Annotated in this window: 20 protein-coding genes and 1 riboswitch; of the genes, 7 read left to right on the forward strand and 13 right to left on the reverse strand. The window is 61.9% G+C overall.

Translation table 11 applies throughout. The annotated features are described in order from the left end of the window. Position 1: 1 nt before the first annotated feature. The gene (locus tag NK8_RS00440) at positions 2-679 is read right to left on the reverse strand and encodes an SDR family oxidoreductase (protein ID WP_213226812.1); all 678 of its coding nucleotides are present in this window, start codon (positions 677-679) and stop codon (positions 2-4) included. 260 nt (positions 680-939) lie between these two features. On the opposite strand from NK8_RS00440, the gene NK8_RS00445 reads away from it, so the two are divergent. From NK8_RS00445 to NK8_RS00455, 3 genes are all read left to right on the forward strand, one after another. Then, complete coding sequence (locus NK8_RS00445; protein WP_213226813.1) at positions 940-1182, forward strand: hypothetical protein; 243 nt, start codon at positions 940-942, stop codon at positions 1180-1182. Next, positions 1169-1585 (forward strand): type II toxin-antitoxin system VapC family toxin, encoded by a 417-nt coding sequence (locus tag NK8_RS00450; RefSeq protein WP_213226814.1) that lies wholly within the window; start codon positions 1169-1171, stop codon positions 1583-1585. Before NK8_RS00445 ends, NK8_RS00450 begins: the two co-directional genes overlap by 14 nt. 118 nt (positions 1586-1703) lie before the next feature. Next, a complete protein-coding gene (locus NK8_RS00455; RefSeq protein ID WP_213226815.1) occupies positions 1704-1946 on the forward strand; it encodes a hypothetical protein in 243 nt (80 codons plus the stop codon). A gap of 50 nt (positions 1947-1996) precedes the next feature. Here the strand turns inward: NK8_RS00455 and NK8_RS00460 are convergent, their stop codons facing one another. From NK8_RS00460 to NK8_RS00475, 4 genes are read right to left on the reverse strand one after another with little or no spacing between them, the layout of a single operon-like run. Further along, entirely contained in the window at positions 1997-3190 is a 1194-nt protein-coding gene (locus tag NK8_RS00460; RefSeq protein ID WP_213226816.1) for an acetyl-CoA C-acetyltransferase, read from the reverse strand. Continuing rightward, complete coding sequence (can, locus tag NK8_RS00465) at positions 3183-3953, reverse strand: carbonate dehydratase (protein ID WP_162064675.1); 771 nt, start codon at positions 3951-3953, stop codon at positions 3183-3185. Before can ends, NK8_RS00460 begins: the two co-directional genes overlap by 8 nt. Before the next feature lie 29 nt (positions 3954-3982). Beyond that, entirely contained in the window at positions 3983-5785 is a 1803-nt protein-coding gene (gene aceK / locus NK8_RS00470; protein WP_213226817.1) for a bifunctional isocitrate dehydrogenase kinase/phosphatase, read from the reverse strand. 32 nt (positions 5786-5817) lie between these two features. Continuing rightward, the gene (locus tag NK8_RS00475) at positions 5818-6240 is read right to left on the reverse strand and encodes a MerR family DNA-binding transcriptional regulator (RefSeq protein ID WP_162064677.1); all 423 of its coding nucleotides are present in this window, start codon (positions 6238-6240) and stop codon (positions 5818-5820) included. Positions 6241-6345: 105 nt separating this feature from the next. Here NK8_RS00475 and NK8_RS00480 point away from each other — a divergent pair, with 105 nt between their 5' ends. Then, positions 6346-7419: an MBL fold metallo-hydrolase gene (locus NK8_RS00480; RefSeq protein WP_213226818.1), complete on the forward strand. Its 1074-nt coding sequence runs from the start codon at positions 6346-6348 to the stop codon at positions 7417-7419. A gap of 6 nt (positions 7420-7425) precedes the next feature. Here NK8_RS00480 and NK8_RS00485 read toward each other — a convergent pair whose 3' ends face one another. After that, the gene (locus tag NK8_RS00485; protein WP_213226819.1) at positions 7426-9012 is read right to left on the reverse strand and encodes an ABC transporter substrate-binding protein; all 1587 of its coding nucleotides are present in this window, start codon (positions 9010-9012) and stop codon (positions 7426-7428) included. A 197-nt stretch (positions 9013-9209) separates the two neighbouring features. Then, positions 9210-9387: riboswitch (yybP-ykoY riboswitch) on the forward strand. A gap of 91 nt (positions 9388-9478) precedes the next feature. Here NK8_RS00485 and NK8_RS00490 point away from each other — a divergent pair. The 3 genes from NK8_RS00490 (at position 9479) to NK8_RS00500 (ending at position 11444) form a co-directional block, all read left to right on the forward strand. Continuing rightward, a complete protein-coding gene (locus NK8_RS00490; RefSeq protein ID WP_213226820.1) occupies positions 9479-10489 on the forward strand; it encodes a sodium:calcium antiporter in 1011 nt (336 codons plus the stop codon). Positions 10490-10819: 330 nt separating this feature from the next. Further along, a complete protein-coding gene (locus tag NK8_RS00495; RefSeq protein WP_213226821.1) occupies positions 10820-11098 on the forward strand; it encodes a type II toxin-antitoxin system RelE/ParE family toxin in 279 nt (92 codons plus the stop codon). Positions 11099-11129: 31 nt separating this feature from the next. Further along, entirely contained in the window at positions 11130-11444 is a 315-nt protein-coding gene (locus NK8_RS00500; RefSeq protein WP_213226822.1) for a HigA family addiction module antitoxin, read from the forward strand. A gap of 138 nt (positions 11445-11582) precedes the next feature. Here the strand turns inward: NK8_RS00500 and NK8_RS00505 are convergent, their stop codons facing one another. The 7 genes from NK8_RS00505 to NK8_RS00535 all read right to left on the reverse strand — a co-directional run bounded on the left by NK8_RS00505 (position 11583) and on the right by NK8_RS00535 (position 17735). After that, entirely contained in the window at positions 11583-11882 is a 300-nt protein-coding gene (locus tag NK8_RS00505; RefSeq protein ID WP_213226823.1) for a flagellar protein FliT, read from the reverse strand. 22 nt (positions 11883-11904) lie between these two features. Continuing rightward, positions 11905-13440 (reverse strand): flagellar filament capping protein FliD, encoded by a 1536-nt coding sequence (gene fliD / locus NK8_RS00510; RefSeq protein ID WP_213226824.1) that lies wholly within the window; start codon positions 13438-13440, stop codon positions 11905-11907. A gap of 183 nt (positions 13441-13623) precedes the next feature. Continuing rightward, positions 13624-14751, reverse strand: a complete 1128-nt coding sequence (locus NK8_RS00515; protein ID WP_213226825.1) for a flagellin — start codon at positions 14749-14751, stop codon at positions 13624-13626. Positions 14752-14975: 224 nt separating this feature from the next. Then, positions 14976-15656 (reverse strand): WbqC family protein, encoded by a 681-nt coding sequence (locus NK8_RS00520; protein WP_225936181.1) that lies wholly within the window; start codon positions 15654-15656, stop codon positions 14976-14978. Between the two features lie 11 nt (positions 15657-15667). After that, the gene (locus NK8_RS00525) at positions 15668-16390 is read right to left on the reverse strand and encodes a bifunctional 2-polyprenyl-6-hydroxyphenol methylase/3-demethylubiquinol 3-O-methyltransferase UbiG (RefSeq protein ID WP_213226827.1); all 723 of its coding nucleotides are present in this window, start codon (positions 16388-16390) and stop codon (positions 15668-15670) included. Positions 16391-16430: 40 nt separating this feature from the next. Continuing rightward, positions 16431-17210: a phytanoyl-CoA dioxygenase family protein gene (locus NK8_RS00530; protein ID WP_213226828.1), complete on the reverse strand. Its 780-nt coding sequence runs from the start codon at positions 17208-17210 to the stop codon at positions 16431-16433. A 3-nt stretch (positions 17211-17213) separates the two neighbouring features. Then, entirely contained in the window at positions 17214-17735 is a 522-nt protein-coding gene (locus tag NK8_RS00535; RefSeq protein WP_061174297.1) for a GNAT family N-acetyltransferase, read from the reverse strand.

The following is a 17735-nucleotide window of genomic DNA, read 5'->3' on the forward strand; positions in this document are numbered from 1 at the left end:
TTCACCATTCGAGCTTCGTGCCGTCGTACTGGACGAAGCTGCCGTTGAATTCGTCGCGCATCGCGCCCGCTTCCGCGATCACCGCGCGCATGCCCGAGACGCTGTGCGCGACATCGATCGCTGCCGATGGCCCGCCCATTTCCGTACGCACCCAGCCCGGATGCAGTGCGACGCAGGCCGTATGCCGCGATTCCAGCGACGCCACCTTCAGCGCCGAATTGAGCGCTGCCTTGCTCGCTCGATACAGCCAGCCAGTCGTGCCGCTCGCCCCGCCGATGCTGCCCATCTTGCTCGACACCACCGCGAGCACGCCGTTGGCGGCATCGGTGAGTGGCAGGAGCACGGGAATCAGCTGCATCGGGCCGCGCACGTTGGTGTGCATGACCTGATCGAAGTCGTCGGCGCCGATCGTTTCGACGCCTTCGGTGCGCGGGCCGTACACGCCCGAAACGACGATCGCCACGTCCAGGCGCTCTTCGTCGAGCTGCCAGGCGAGTGCGCCGATCTGCTCGGGTTGCGTGACGTCGAGCGGGAAAGTTTGCGCGCCCATCGCGTCGAGCGCGGAGAGCGAGGCCTTGTCGCGCGCGGTGGCGAGCACGCGCCAGCCGTCGCGGCAATATTCGCGCGCGAACTCGTGGCCGAGGCCGCGCGACGCGCCGACGATCAATACGGTTTTCATGAGCGACCTGATCCTTGTAGGGGCGATTTTGCGACTATAGCGCGCGACCCGCGGTCGCGCGTGGTGCGCTTTCGATTACGTAAGACCAGAACGTGGGCATGTTTATCCGCTGGTGCCGGTATCACGCGCGCCGTGGCGATGTCGCTGGCGGGGCAATGATGGGGTGGCTGTCGAAAATTCCTATATCGTTCGGATGACTACGTATGCTCGATAAACCGGAGTAAAGTCACGCTGCTCGCAACTTTCAGGAGGAGCAGACCATGTTCAAGATTATTCAGGGAACGTTACCGTCGAATATCGACCCCGACGAACTTCGGGAAATTCAGGAGGAGGCCGCCCGAAATTGGGAGATCGAAAAGGAGGTGCGAAGGCGGATGGGCATCCTGGGCGATGAAGATAACGCGGGCTTCATCAGGGCACTCATGAGTTTTCCGAAAATCGACTGTGACGACTCCATATTCGATCGTCACGCTGGCTACGGAGAGTCGGATGTTTCTGGCTGATACCAACGTCATTAGCGAGACCAGAAGGGAAGAGCGCGCGAATGAAGGTGTTCGCGCGTTTTTCGACGGTGCTCAGCAACGGGGCGAAGTAGTATTTCTGTCGGTCGTTACCGTAGGTGAGTTGCGACGTGGTGTCGAGTCACTTCGTAACAAGGGTGACGTCCGGCAGGCGGCGATCGTGGAGGCGTGGCTGAAACGTGTTTTGCGCAGCTATCAAGGGAAAATCGTGCCGGTGGACAGGGCTATCGGGGAACTGTGGGGGCGTATTCGTGCGCGGCACCCGGAGCCTGCCGTAGACAGGCTCATCGCGGCGACAGCATTGGCTCGCAATCTGACGGTCGTCACGCGCAATGTCAGAGACTTCGAGAGAGTGGGCGTCAAAATGCTGAACCCTTTCGAATAGCATCGCGGCCGCGGAGAGATAACTTTAGAAAGTTCCTAAATCACGATAATGATTAGGTTTCCTGTATTAAGCAGAAGTAAGATCAGGCTACTCAAACCTTTCAGCCAAGGAGGACCGTATGTTCAAAGTCGTTCAGCAAGTTTCTCCCTGGAGCCTCGACGAAACAGAGCTCCAGGAAATTCAGCAACGCGCCGCGATCGAGCGAAAGATCGAACGCGAGGTGCGGCGGCAGATGGGACAAACCGTCGATACGGACCCGGTAAAGTTCATCGAGGCTCTCCTGAACTTTCCTAAATCCGATGTCGACGATTCGATCTCCGAGGGTCACGAAACTACAGAAGAACCGGATACATCTCGATGACGCGAATGTGAGCCGGCCCGGCGCGCCAACCCCAGACCGGCCCACGACGCTCAAACCAGCTCAACCCCCATCGCAGTCGCTTCTCCACCGCCGATACACAGGCTCGCCACCCCGCGCTTCAACCCGCGCGCTTTCAACGCGCCCAGCAACGTGACGAGAATCCGCGCGCCCGAAGCACCGATGGGATGACCGAGCGCACACGCGCCGCCGTTCACATTGACCCTGTCATGCGGCAGATCATGCTCGCGCATCGCGGCCATCGTCACGACGGCGAACGCCTCGTTGATTTCATACAGGTCGACATCGCCCGCGCGCCAGCCGTTCTTCTCGAAGAGCTTGCTGATCGCGCCGACGGGCGCCGTCGTGAACAGCGCCGGCTGCTGCGCGAACGTGCTGTGCCCGACCACGCGCGCGATCGGCGTGACGCCGAGCCGCGATGCCGTCGATTCGCGCATCATCACGAGCGCCGCAGCGCCATCCGAAATCGATGACGAATTCGCCGCCGTCACCGTGCCGTCCTTGGCGAACGCAGGCTTGAGCGACGAAATCTTCTCGATGTTGGCCTTGAACGGCTGCTCGTCGCGCGCGACGACGGTATCGCCCTTCTTGCCCTGCACCGTCACCGGCGCGATCTCCCACTCGAACGAACCATCCTCGTTCGCCCGTTTCGCGCGTCGCAGCGATTCGACCGCGAACGCGTCCTGCGACTCGCGCGAGAACGCATACGACGAAGCGCATTGCTCCGCGAACGTGCCCATCAGACGGCCCTTTTCATAGGCGTCTTCGAGGCCGTCGAGGAACATGTGATCCAGCACCTGCGCGTGACCCATGCGCAGGCCGCCGCGCGCTTTCGGCAGCAGGTACGGCGCGTTCGTCATGCTCTCCATGCCGCCCGCGACGATCACGTCGACCGAGCCCGCGAGCAGCATGTCGTGCGCGAACATCGCGGCGCGCATGCCGGAGCCGCACATCTTGTTGATCGTCGTGCAGCCGATGGAAAGCGGCAGCCCCGCGCCGAGCGCGGCCTGACGCGCGGGCGCCTGACCTTGTCCGGCGGGCAGCACGCAGCCCATGATCGCCTCGTCGATCAGCTCGGGCGCGAGGCCCGCGCGTTCACGCGCCGCGGCGATCGCCGCCGCGCCGAGTTGCGCCGCGGTCAGCGACGCGAAATCGCCCTGGAACGCGGCCATCGGCGTGCGCGCCGCCGACACGATGACGATGGGATCGGTTTGTGTCTCACTCATGTTTCAGCTCCTTGATGACGCCCTGAATGACGGCGGGAACGTCGCCCAGACGCGCCGCATCGGACGCGAGGACATCGTTCTCCGCGGAATGCGCGCCGCTGCGACTCATTGCGGCGATGCACGACTGATACACCGGGTCGATCTCTTCCGACGCGCCGATCATCATGCCCATGTTGCGCAAGCGGCCATCGTGCACGCCGTAGGTCCAGCCGTGCACGGTGAGTTCCTGACCGCGCGCCCATGCATCGTTGACGATGGTCGTGCGGCATACGTTGATGGTCTGCTCGATCGTGTTCAGCTCGACGAGCCGACGATGCCGCGCGTCGCCCATCGGCCATGTGTCGAGCAGCGCGCCGTGTTTCTCGCGCACGTCCTCGACATGGCGCAGCCAGTTGTCCGCAAGACCGACGCGCCGCCCGACGAGCGCCGCGCCCACGCCCGAGCAGCCGTAATGGCCGACGACCATGATGTGCTTCACCTTCAGCAGATCCACGGCGAACTGGATCACCGACAGACAGTTGAGGTCCGAGTGCACGACGACGTTCGCGATGTTTCTGTGCACGAACACTTCGCCCGGCGGCAGACCGATGATCTCGTTGGCGGGCACGCGCGAATCCGCGCAACCGATCCACAGATATTCCGGCGTTTGCTGATGCGCGAGACGCTGGAAGAACTCGCCGTCCTCGGCGAGCTTGCGCTGAACCCATTCCTGATTGTTCGCGAACAGGTGGGCAAGCGGAGTCTTGTCGTCAATGTGGTTCATGTTCAAAAGTCAAAGCGGGACGGCATGCGTCAGGCCGCACGCGCGTCCGGTCGGCCGGACTCGCCGAAACGCTCCGGATAACGGATGCAGAATCGGACGTCCCGGTCATAGGGAAAGAAATCGGCGAGTTCGCCGCGCAGCAGTTGTTCCTTGTGTTGCTGCCACAGCGCGGGATCGAAGAAATCCGCGTGATGGCGCATGAACGCTTCGCGCACGCGCGGATCGCCGAGCAGAAATGTGCCGTACGTTTCGGGAAAGATATCGTGCGGACCGACGGTATACCACGGTTCGCCCGACAGCTCGTCTTCCTCGTTGCGCGGCGGCGGCACGCGGCGCACGTTGCAATCGGTCAGATACTCGATTTCGTCGTAGTCGTAGAACACCACGCGACCATGCCGCGTCACGCCGAAGTTCTTGTACAGCATGTCGCCGGGAAAGATGTTGGCCTGGATCAACTGCTTGATCGCGTCGCCATATTCCTTGATGCCGTGCTCGATGTCGTCAGTGCTTCCATTCTGCAGGAACAGATTGAGCGGCACCATGCGGCGCTCGATATACACATGCCTGATGACGAGCCGGTCGCCTTCGTACTCGATCATCGAAGGCGCTTCCTTTTCGAGTTCGCGGATGAGCGCATCGTCGAGGCGCGCGACCGGCAGCGCGACGCTCGAATACTCGAGCGTATCGGCCATGCGGCCCAGGCGATCGTGGCGCTTCACGAGCTGGTACTTGTCCTGGATCTTCTGCCGCGTGGTTTCCTTCGGCGGCGGAAACGCGTCCTTGATGAGCTTGAACACGTACGGAAACGAAGGCAGCGTGAAGACGATCATCACCAGCCCCTTGATGCCGGGCGCGACGATGAACTTGTCGCTCGAATGCGACAGATGATGCAGCAGATCACGGTAGAACAGATTCTTGCCCTGCTTCTGCAAGCCGACCGACGTGTAGATTTCCGCCTTCGGCTTGCGCGTCATGATGGTGCGCAGGAACTGCACGTACGCGGACGGCACTTCCATGTCGACGAGGAAATACGAGTGCGCGAAGCTGAAGATGATGAGCACCTGCTCACGCGACAGCAGCACGGTATCGAGCGCGAGCAGGCGCGGCGCCGTGTGCCGGATCGCGATGGCGAAGGGCAGCAGCGCATCGCCGTTGATGATGCGCCCGACGATATACGCCGCCTTGTTGCGGAAGAACAGCGACGAAAGCACGTGAATCTGAAAATTCGGCGCGGGCGTGAGATCGCCGAAGGTATCGCGCATCGCCTGCATCACGCATTGCACGTCGCGCTCCAGGTCCTCGAACGGCGGCTCCAGCTGAAAGTTCGTGACGATGCGCTCGAGCGTCGCGGCGAGGCCGTCCTTCTCCGGGTAATACGCGCGATAGGTCGGCTTTGCGGCGGGCTCGTCGTTTTCGATGTACTCCGTCGAAATGGCCGGCCGCACGAAGATGAAATCGTTGTTGAAGTACGAGCGATGCAAAATCTTGCAGCACACCGAGTTGAAGAACGTCTCAGCGCATTCCGGCTGCCGATGCGTCGTCAGCAAGCCGATGTAATGCAGCTTGATCTGCTGCCAGATATCGTCGTCGATATTTTCGGCATCGTATTCGTCTTCGAGCAGCGTGACGCATTCCTCGACGCGATCGTCATACGACGTGATGCGGTCGCGCGCGAGCTGCTGCAGCGCAAGCCATTCGCTGTGCTCGAACAGCGCCTTCGCCTCGATCGCGGCTTCGCGGAACACGCGGTAATGATGCTCGAAGCCTTCGAGTATCGTCTTGGCGACGTCGAAGCCGATTTGCGACGAGAGCAGCTTGGGAAAGTGATTCATGTCGACCCTGCGCTTCGTGTGGGGAAGTCACGTCATGCCGCTTTGGGTTTGCGGACGCGCTTGTCCGTGCCCGCGGCGATCAGCGCGCGGCCCTGTTCCTCATACGCGGCGAGTTCGGCGAGCGTGGTGTTCAGGTCTTCCAGCTGACGTTCGAGCACTTCGCGATGCGCGGCGATCGTATCGACGAAAGCCTGCAGTTGCGTGGCCGAGCCGGTCGGCGAATCATAGAGATCGAGCAGCGTGCGGATTTCCGACAGCGTGAAGCCGAGCCGCTTGCCGCGCAGCGTGAGCTTCAGCCGCGTGCGGTCGCGCGGCGAATACACGCGCCGCAGGCCGTTCGCGCCCGCGCGTTTGGGCGCGAGCAGGCCCTGATCCTCGTAGAAGCGGATCGCCCGCGGCGTGATGTCGAACTCGCGCGCCAGTTCGGTGATCGTGTAATGCGTCGGTTGAGTCATTGCCGGCCGGCAGCGCAAATGCGCGCGCAACGTTAGAATGGACGTTTACGTTATCGTCAACTTCGCCAAATTGCAACGCGGCGCAAACCCGGAGACAGGCACCGAATGAACGCACTCGAACACCAGCTCGACTATGTTTTCGCGGACGCGCTGCCCGAATCGGGCGGCGTCAGGGAAGTGGCGCCGGGCGTGTTCTGGCTGCGCATGCCGCTGCCGTTCGCGCTCGACCACATCAACCTCTGGCTGCTTGCCGACGAGATCGACGGCGTGAAGGGCTGGACCGTCGTCGATTGCGGCATTTCGAGCGACACGATCCGCGCCAGCTGGGAGCGCGTGTTCGACAGCGTGCTCGACGGCCTGCCGGTGCTGCGCGTAATCGTCACGCATTGCCATCCGGACCATCTGGGCCTGGCCGACTGGATCTGCAAGGGCGGAGACCAGGCGCGCTGGAACGTGCGCCTGTGGATTTCACTCGGCGAATACGCGATGGGCCGCGTGATGGCCGCGGGCGACGGCTCGAACGCGGGCGGCGAGCGCGCGGCGGCGCATTTCGCGTCGCACGGCCTGACCGACGAAGCGTCGCTCGATGCATTGCGCAAGCGCGACAGCTATTACCCGACGCTCGTGCCGTCGATGCCCGCCGAATACCGGCGCATCCGCGATGGCGATGTGATCCGCATCGGCGCGCGGGATTGGGAGGTGGTGTCGGGCTACGGTCATTCGCCGGAACACAGCGCGCTTTTCTGCGCCGCCGACAAACTGCTCATCTCCGGCGACATGGTGTTGCCGCGCATCTCGACGAACGTCTCGGTGTTCGCTGTCGAGCCGGAAGGCAATCCGCTCGCGCTCTATCTCGAATCGCTCGGCCGCTACGAATCGATGCCTGCCGATACGCTCGCGCTGCCTTCGCACGGCAAGCCGTTTCGCGGCGTGCAGACGCGCATCGGGCAATTGCGCGAGCATCATCGCGCGCGGCTGGCGGAAGTGCGCGAGGCGTGCGCGCAGAAGCCCTGCAGCGCCGCCGATATCGTGCCGATCATGTTCAAACGCAAACTCGACATTCATCAGATGACATTCGCGCTCGGCGAAGCGCTCGCGCATCTGAATCTGCTCTGGCTCGATGGCACGTTGAAGCGTCAGGCCGGCGACGATGGCGTGATGCGCTTTGCGCCAGCCTGACTTCGTTCACTGCACCGATGCGCCGCCGAAGTTCACGCGCCCGAACGGACTCACGCTGTAACCGCTGACGTTCGCGCGCGTGAGCGCCGCCGCCGTCGGATAGACGAGCGGAATCCACAGCGCCTGATCGTGGATGATCTTCTGCGCGTCGACATACGACTTCGTGCGTTTCGCGACATCGGCCGTCGACTTGCCATCGGCGATGAGCTTGTCGAGTTGAGGGTCGCAGTAGCGCGCGAAGTTGATGCCCGACTTCACCGCGTTGCAACTGAAAAGCGGCGACATGTAGTTGTCCGGGTCGCCGTTATCGCCCGCCCAGCCCATGAACAGCATGTCGTGCTGACCCTGCTTCGCCTGCTTGATCAGCTCGCCCCACTCGATCACCTTCACCTGCGCCTTCACGCCGATCTTCGCGAGATCGGCCTGCAGCAATTCGGCGCCCGCTTTCGGGTTCGGATTCAGCACGCTGCCGTTCGGACGCACCCAGATCGTCGTCTCGAAACCGTCGGGAAAGCCTGCGTCGGCGAGCAGCTTCTTCGCGTCAGCCGATGAATACTTGTACGCCGCGACGTTCTTGTCATAGCTCCATGTATTCGGCGGATACGGATTCACGGCGGCCGTCGCGGTGTTCTCGAACACGGTCTTCATATAGGTCGTGCGATCGAACGCCATGTTGATCGCCTGACGCACCTTCGGATTGTCGAGCGGCTTTTTCTGCGTGTTGAGCGCGACGAACGCCGTCATGAACGCGGGCGCCTCGCTGACCTTGAGCGACTTGTCCTTCTTCGCATCGAGCACGTCCTGCGGCTTCGGCGACAGCGCGATCTGGCATTCGCCCGCCTTGATCTTCTGCGCGCGCACGGACGCATCGGGCGTGATCGCGTAGATCAGGCGGTCGACCTTCGGTTTCGGGCCCCAGTAGGACGGGTTGACGTCGTAGCGGATCACCGAGTCCTTCGTGTAGCTCTTCAGCACGAACGGACCGGTGCCGATCGGCTTGCTGTTCAGATCGACCTGCTGATTCGCCTTGAGCAGCTTGTCCGCATACTCCGACGAATAGATCGATGCGAAACCCATCGTGAGGATCGGCACGAAGGTCGCGTTCGGCTCGTTGAGCTCGAACTTCACGGTCTGGTCATCGACTTTCGTGACGGCCTTGATGAGCTTCACGAGGCCCATCGACTGGGCGTGCGGAAAGCCGCTCGCGCCGGCGATCTTGTGCCACGGATTGCTGTCGGACAGCATGCGCTCGAACGTGAAGACGACGTCGTCAGCGTTGAGCGCGTGTGTCGGCTTGAAGTAATCGGTCGTCTGGAACTGGACGTTCGGGCGCAGATGGAAGGTGTAGCTCAGCCCGTCGCTGCTCACGTCCCACTTTTCCGCGAGCGAGGGCACGACTTTTTTGGCGGCTTCGTCGTAGGAGACGAGCGTGTTGAAGATGACGTCCGCCGACGCGTTGGTCGTCACGAGCGAATTGAACTGCACGACGTCGAAGCCGTCCGGGCTCGATTCGGTGCAGACGGTGAGCGGCTTGGACATCGCGAGCATCGGCGCGGCGAGCATGGCGGCTGCGGCGAAGAGTTTCAGGCGCATGAGATCTCCCGTGACCTCGTGGTCACACTGCGTTTCATTGTTGTTTGCGAATGGCTGGGGCGCGGAGCAAGCGGCGCGCCCGGCGCGGCTAGATTAGCGAATGCCCGCGCCGCCGACAACGATTCGATCGGCATACGCTTATTCATGACACTTTGCCTCGCGTGCGCGCGGCTTGCCGAAACCGGCCGCATCAGGCTAAACTTGCGCCGTCTTTGGGGAGTAGCCTTCCTTCGCGTGCGAAGGAGAACGCGTCAACATCCTCGGCCCTGCTGCCGTGGCGCGTTCGACCGGAACGGTTTGGCGAGACCATCGATGCGCTATGTCGTTCTTGGTCGGACGGCGCGTGGCGCATCGTGGTTCGCTTGACGTCCGGCCGTGGAATCATCGTGTCCCCACAACTAAAACATCCTCCCCGTCTTTCGCGCACGCTTGCGCGCCCGTCGCATTCATCGATGCGAGGTGCCGCATGACGATGCTCTTTGTCGAACTCGCGCTGATGCTCGTGATCATTCTGATCGCGTCGGAGCTATTCACGAATGCGCTGGAACATCTTGGCGAGCGGCTCGGCATTTCCGAAGGGGTGACCGGGTCGCTGTTCGCGGCAGTCGGCACGGCATTGCCGGAAACTACGGTGCCGATCATTGCGCTGCTTGGCGGCACGCCGAGCCGTGCGGTCAACGAGGAAATCGGCGTTGGCGCGATTCTCGGCGCGCCGCTGATGCTCGCGACGCTTTCCACTTGCCTGATGACGTTCGCGATTCTCAAGTCGCGTGGTTTGAGCGGCAGGATCATGCCGGAACGTAGCGGATTCGTGCGCGATCTCAACTTCTTCCTGTTCGCGTTCCTGATTGCCTGTGCGGCGATGTTCGTGCCGCATCATGCGTGGCAGGTGCGCGCGTTGTTCGCGGCGGGGCTCGTCGCGCTTTATGTCGTCTACGTGATTTCGACGTTCAAGGCTTCGGCAAAGCTCGTCGAGGGCGGGCACGGGACGGAGGCGCCCGAGGCGTTGTTCGCGTCGCGCCTCGGTTTGAAGACCACGTTCGGCACGATCATGCTGCAGTTTCTCGTCGGCATCGTGTTGCTGGTCGGCGGCGCGAAGGGGTTCATTCACGGCGTCGAGGGCGTGTCACATGCGCTCGGAATTTCGGCGCTGTTGCTGTCGCTCATCATCATTCCGATTGCGACGGAATTGCCCGAGAAGGTGAACAGCATTCTGTGGGCGCGCAGAGGGAAGGACACGCTGGCGTTCGGGAATATCACCGGGGCGATGGTGTTTCAGGGCACGCTGTTGCCGGGTATCGGCATCATGTTGACGCCTTGGGAGCCGCGGGTCGAAGTGCTGACGGGCGTGTTGATCACGCTAGCGGCGGCGGCGTGGCTGAGATTCAATGCGAAGCCGAATGGCGTCGTGCTCTGGGCGTTGCTCGGGAATGGCGTGTTGTATGCGGCTTATCTCGTGTTGACGCTTGGGCGGTGAGGGCGAGCGTTGAAGGCGCATCGTGGAGGATGCGTTTTCGGGTTTTTCGCTTCGGGTCGTGCGGCTATGATCGGAGGTGCTCCGCGTGCACTGAGATAGATCCGGAAAGCGGTTTACCGACTCCACCCGATCGGCGGTTCCTCCACGTGTGCGGAGATAGATCCGGCAGCATTGTCCCCACCGGCACCAGCGCTCCGTTACCTCCGCGTGCGCGGAGTTCGGGCAGGGCGACGTGTATGGATTTGTATATATCGGTGTCGCCGCGACTGCAAACTAGTTCCCATGTGAATTTTCTTCCCGCTTACCGGGAAACGGTGTATTCTGAATTTTATGATCCAGTCATTCCTGAGCGCCGAGACCCAAGCCTTGTTCGAGGGACGCGTCGTTCGCCGGTTCGTGAACATCCGCGCCGTCGCCGAGCGCAAGCTTTTGCTACTCGACAGCGCTGCGACGCTCGACTTTCTGCGCTCGCCCCCGGGTAATCGACTCGAGGCGCTGCGCGGTAATCGCGCCGGGCAGCACAGCATCCGCATCAACGATCAATGGCGCGTTTGCTTTGTCTGGACTGACCAGGGACCGACGAGCGTCGAAATCGTCGACTACCACTGAAAGCTGAATCCCGAAGTAAGGAGAAACTGAGATGGCCCGCTTCCCCAACGGCATGCGCCCGATCCATCCGGGCGAAGTCCTGCGCGAGGACTTTCTCGCGCCGCTTGACATGAGCGTGAACGCACTTGCGGGCGCGTTGCATGTGAGTCCGAACCGGATGAATGAGATCGTGCGCGAAGAGCGCGGCGTGACGCCTGATACTGCCCTACGGCTCGCGCGTTACTTCGGCGGCGACGCTCAGTCGTGGCTGAACATACAGCAGGCGTACGACTTGAAGCTCGCCGAGCAGGAGAACGGCGCGCGTATTGCTCAGGAGATCGCACCGCGCGAGGCAGAGCATACGTAAGGGTCCTAAGCCCCCCGTAGTCCCCCAAAACAAAATGCCCGCCAAGGCGGGCATCGAAGAGCGAAGCAGCGCACCGCGAAAACCGGCGCGTTGTTCTTGTTGTTCTTATAAAGGTTATCGGCGCGAAAAAAGAAAACTTTAGAACCGCGCCGCCTGTTGATACCGGCTCGCAGCCTTCGCCCCATCCATCGAGCGTCGATACGTCGTCGAAAGCGCCACCTGTGCCGTCCCCGCGCGCGCGGCGACCGCATCGATGCTCGCCTGAATCTTGCGGATGACCGCAAGCGCCTCAGCCGGTTGCTCGGCCTCGAGCGCCATCACCAACGGCGCGCGCGCATCCGCGAGCTCAGCCGCCCGCGTCCAGTCTTCCTTGCCGACCGCTTCTTCGATAGCTTCGGTCAACGCCCAGGCGTTCTGAATCAATTCATTCTGGTTCATGGTGGGTTCCAATGCCTGCGCGTTACTTGGCGTTCGTGGCCAGCGCACCCGCGCTGTTGGTGCCGCCGAACAGCGCCGTCAGATAGCTGCCCTGAGTCGCCATCGACGACATGAGCGTATTCAGCGCCGTGAACTGCTGGTTATACGACGTCGTCAGTTGCTGCGTATAACTGGTGAGTTGCGTCTGCTGATCCGCGATGCTCTTCAGATCGGCATTGAGCGCGGTCGTGCGCGTGTCGATGATGCCGCCCGTCGCGAGAAACGACGTCAGGCTGTTGTTGAGTTGCGCGGCCACGCCGTCGGTCGAATTGAACAGCGACGCGACCTTGTTCGAACCGTTCGTGAGCGCATCGGTGAGCGCGTCTTCGTCGGTCTTGAGCGAGCCGTCGGGTTGCAGCGCGATGCCGATCGACGCGAGGTTGACCTTGCCCGTGCCGGATCCGATCGCCTTGCTGATCGTGCTCGCGATCGTGTTCTTGATCGTGTTCATCATCGAGTCGCCGAGCAGCACGCCGCCCTGCGAGCCTGCCGCCTGCGTCGAATCGAACGAGGTCAGCGACGAGGCCGTGCTGATGAAGTTGTTGTATGCGGTGACGAACGCCTCGATGGTCGTCTTCTGGCCGTCGATGTCCTGGCCGATCGTGAGCGTCTGTGTGGTGCCGACCGAATCCGCCGTGAGCGTCATGGAGACGCCCGTGACGGCTTCCTTGACGGTGTTGCTGGCGCTCGTGACCGGCGTCCCCGCGATGGTCAGATGCGAGTCCACGCCCGCGCTCGACTGGGTCCAGCCATTCGTGGCGTCGATCGTCGTGTGCTCGGGAACGGTGATGGTCTTGGTCGAATCGCTCGGATCGGGATCGGTCGTCGTGGTCGACGACGTCACCGCGAGCTTGTTGATCGCCGAGCTGCTGTCATCCGCGTTGACGGATATGTTGATTGCATTGGAGAGTCCCGTCGACGAGGAGCGCAGCACGAGGTGCGCGCCATCCGTGCCGTTGACGATGGTCGCCGTGACGCCCGGGTTGTCGGACGCCGAATTGATGGCGGACACGATGCCCGGCAGTGTGTTGTTGCTGCTGTCGAGCTTGATCGTGCTCGTCTTGCCGCCGACCGTCAGCGTGATCGAACCGGTGCCGAGATTGTCGGTCTTCGAAAACACGCCGGACGTGAGCGATTGAGCCGACGCGATATTGGTCACCTTCACCGCGTAGCTGCCCGCGACCGCGGTGGTGTCGGCGCTGCCCGTCAGGCCCTTGCCGTCGGCGGTGGCGGTGAACGAACCGAGCATCTTGCCGTTGGCGAGGTTCGCGATCGAACTCTGCAGCAGCGAAAGCACGGACTTCAGTGTGCCGATCGCGGTGAGCTGGGTGTTGTCAGCGGTTTTCTTGCTGTTGAGCGCGTCGGTCTGGCCTGCGACCTTCGCGTTGACGATCGCGCTGACGAGCGAATTCACGTCCATCGTCGAATTCGTGGATCCGCTGATGATCGACTGTGCGGCCTGCTGTACGGCGCTCGTCGGATCGACAGTGGAACCCGTTGTCGTTGCTACGGTGGTCATGTGTACTCCGGTCGTTGCGTGTTCGCGATCGTTCGAATGGGGCGGGAGTCGTCATCTCCCGGAAACGCGCACAGGGAGACGAGCTCCCCGGGCGCTGACTGCGATGTTTCTGTTGCGACTACTGTTACATCCGGCGCGCATCTTACTGAGAACGCGCGCCGCTTGCTGCGCTGCCGGCGATGCTTAGCCGAGGAGCTTCAGAACCTGCTGGGGCATCGAGTTCGCTTGAGCCAGCACCGAGATACCAGCTTGTTGCAGCACTTGAGCCTTCGACAGATTCGCGGTTTCCTGCGCGAAGTTCGCGTCGGTGACTTGCGATTGTGCCGAGGACAGGTTCGTCGCCTGTTGCGTCTGCGTTGCTGCAATCGACGTGAAGCGGTTTTGCGCGGCGCCCAGGTTAGCCTGGATGCTGTTCACCGAGTTCAGTGCGTTGTCGATTGCTTCGATCGCGCCGTTCGCGCCATCGGTCGTACTGATGTCGATTGCCGAAACGAGCGGCGGCTTGTTGTTCGAGTTGAGCGACGCGAGCTGCGTGGTTTGCGCGGCCGTTGCGCCCGTGCCCTTGAACGCGATCGAACCAGCGGTCGTGCCCGAAGCAGCCGTCACGGAAAGTTCCGAGGCGGTTGCCACGCCGGACGAGATCGCCTGGTTGTTCTGGTCCGTGTACGTGAAGCCGCCCTTGCCGTCGGCAAGCACGTTGATCGTCGTGATCGCTGCCGTGCCGGTCGTTGCCGCACCCGTTGCGTCGAGGCTCAGGCCCGTGATCGAACCGATGGCCGTGCCCGATTGAGCGAAACCGCCGCCGATCTTGGCCGACGAAACGTTCTGGCTCAAATCGACCGAGATGGTCTGGCCGACGTTCGCGCCGACCTGGAAGTTCACCACGCCTGCCGAACCGTCCAGCACGTTCGTGCCGTTGTAGGTCGTTTGCGATGCAATGCGGTTCACTTCAGCGATACGCTGTGCAACTTCCTTTTGCAGCGCGGTCTGGTCGCTCGGCGACAGCGAGCCGGTAGCCGATTGAACGGCCAGCTGGCGGATACGCTGGAGGTTGTCGGTGATCTGGCTCAGACCGCTCGATGCCGTTTGCGTCATCGACACGCCGTCGTTTGCATTCGACACGCCCTGGTTCAGGCCGTTGATCTGCGAGGTCATGCGCGAAGCGATTGCCTGGCCGGCTGCGTCGTCTGCTGCGCTGTTGATGCGCTTGCCCGACGAAAGGCGCGTAATGGCCGACGACAGTGCGCTTTGCGTGCCGTTCAGGTTTTGCTGGGCGACCAGCGAGTTGATATTGCTATTGATACCGATCATTTTCTTTCTCCAAGGGCCTGGCGCTTGTATCTGAAACAACGCCGATTCTGGTCGAGGCGGCTAGTTGTTTGGCCGCTTGTTTAGGTTTTCGGCGGCGGTCGGACAAAACTTTAGGCGGGATTTCGGGCAATCCGGAAATTTTTCAGACAAATGTTCCGCGCGGCCTCCGGAGCGGCCTGCCGGACGCGTAAAAAACGCCCGGACGGCCGGCCGCGCGGGACGGCTTACACGAGATCGAATTCCCCAAGCATGGCTTTCACTTCGTCGGCCGGATTGAACATCAGCAGGTCGAGAATCGAAAGCCAGGGGACGAACGGGGCGTCGAACTGGCGGTATTCGAGCGGGCGGGGTTTCAAGAAGCGCAAATCGATCCCGCGTTCGGCAAAATCCGGCGCCGAATAAAGTGCGGTTCCGCCGATCGCGTTGATATACGTCGTCGCGCCGAGTGCGCCACAGATCGCCAGCACCTTGTCCTGCGCGCGAAGCGAATGGTCTATCGGCAACGTCGATGAAACGACGATCCGCGTATCGAGCGACAGCCGGCTGGCCGTCGCGCGAATCGAGTGATGCAGGAAATGAAAGAGATTGCGCTCTTCATGCTCGACGCATTCGCGCAGCAATTCGAAGCCCTGCGCGAAATGCGGTGCGCGCCGATATGCGCCCTGCATCTGATTGAGCAGTTTGAGCCGGTCGAACGAAGGCGCGATGGCGCGCTCGACGACATCGAGCGAATCGGAATCGTTGACGAGCGGAATGCTGAAATACGCGTCGCCGCCGTTTTGCAGAAAGCGATTGCGATTGAACCAGCCTTTTTTCGTGTACTTGATGTTGTCATAAACAACGAACACGTCCACTGCCCCGATCAGCTGAAAGTAGCCGATATAGGGCAGAAAGTAAGGCTGCATGATCGCGACTTTCATTTGCCGCAGATAAGGTAAATGCTCGCGCACATCTGCGGATAGATCATGCCGAGGCTGTAAATGCCGTCGAGATATTTTTCGTCGATGATGCCCGCTTCGAGCGCGCGATCGAACTGGAAGTTGGCGAGCGCCTTGAACATCAGGCCGCCGCGCTGTTCGACCTTGAAGCCCGCGGCGCGCACATCGGCTTCGAGCGTGTCGAACGAATACGTCCGGCGATGCCCGTGCGCCCATTCGCCCGGCGTCACCGCGTTGTTCGACGCGATCAGCCCCATCTGCACGGCGATCTGTCGCGAGGGCGCATCGGCGTTCGGCACGAGCACGTAGAAGTGTCCGCCGGGCGCGAGCCAGTCGTGGATATTGCGCAGCACCGGACCGGTTTCTTCCAGATGCTCCAGCGTGTTGATCAGAAAGATCGATTGATACTTGCGATCCAGATTCGCTTCTTCGAACGTCGCGTTGATGAAGCGCACGCGGTCCGGCGAATTGCGCTGCGCGATGGCGATGGCATTGGACGAAGCCTCGATCACCGTGAGATCGTCGAAGTGTTGCGCGAGCAGCGTCGTCGAGCGGCCCTCGTGGCAGCCGAGTTCGAGCGCGGCGCCCGGCGCGAAATGCGGCGCGAAGCGCTTCATCATGTAGTCGCGCACGATCTCGTCGAAGTTGTAGTCGTATCGCTTGTCGGGCCGGGACTGGGCCTCGGCATTGTAGTCACGCATCGCTTGCCTTCTGTGTCTGGTCGGGTCTTGCCCGGTTAAGTTAGCCTTGATCGGGCAGATAGAGTCTTTCAGTGCGCGGCCGATACCATTCCGACAGGCTCACCGGCACGCGCGAATTGAAGCCGAGCACCTGACGCGTCAGCGGCGCGAGTTGCGCACCGCGCTCCTCGCCGATGAGCCGCGCGTAGTCCATCTGCGGCTTCACGAACGCGGGCCCGTAACTGAGCGTCAGTGCGACGCGGTTGCGCGCCGTCGTATTGAGCGTGCCGCGATGCCACAAGTACGAATTGAAAAGCACGACTGAGCCGGCGCGGCCCGTCAGATATTCGGCGCCCGCGGCGAAGGTCGCGTCGTCGGGCTGTTCGTTCTGAACGTGCGAGCCGCTCAGCACTTGCGTCGCGCCGTTTTCGACCGTGAAGTCGTCGAGCATCACGAGCATGTTCATGCGTAGATTGAAGTTCGGAATGAACGTCGCGACATCGCGATGCACGCGATGCACATAGTTCTGCGCGCGCGGAACGCCGCCCACGGGATTGCACGCGTGCAGGATGTACGGCTTGCCCGCGAAGAAATGTTCGAGCCACGGATGAAACAGATGCATGCCGACATACTCGTCGATGCTGTCGTTCGCGCCGATGCTGTGATGCGCGGTGCCGTCGCCATTCGTGTTGATGCCGCTCGCGACCTGGTAGCCCGTGCAGATATCGACCCATTTCAGGCAATCGCGACGCAGACGCTCGACGAGACCGGCGTCGAGCGCATCGGGGAAAACGATCCAGCCTTGCTTCGCGAGACCGTGATCGAACGTGGTCATGTCCATGGCTTAGTCCTTCGTGCTGGCGAGCGTCGCCATCATCAGCAGATCGACGTAGCGTCCGCATTTGAAAATCGCTTCGCGCTGCACGCCTTCGTGCCGGAAGCCGATGCGCTCGTAAAGACGGATGGCGCGCGCGTTGTCCGCCAGCACCGTCAGCTGGACGCGGCGCAAGTTGAGATCCGCGAACGCGTGTTGCAGCATGAGTCGCGTCGCCGCTTCGCCGATACCGCGGCCGCGCGCCGCCGCATCGCCGATCTGGATGCCGAACTCGCCTGAACGGTTCACCCAGTGGATATTCAGCAGATAGACGACGCCGACGCATTGACCGGTTTCGCGCAGACAGATCGCGAGGCGCACGTTGTTCGCGCGGCTCGCGAGATACGCGTCGTACCAGCGCCGGTCGATGTCGCCGTTCACGTGCCGGAAGTTGCCGACGAGCGCGTCGACCACTTCGCGATCCGCGCGCCATGCGGTGATCGCGTGCAGATCGGCGGCTTCGATCTCGCGCAGGAAAATATCCATCTTCAT

The organism is Caballeronia sp. NK8 (assembly GCF_018408855.1).
Taxonomy (GTDB): Bacteria; Pseudomonadota; Gammaproteobacteria; order Burkholderiales; family Burkholderiaceae; genus Caballeronia.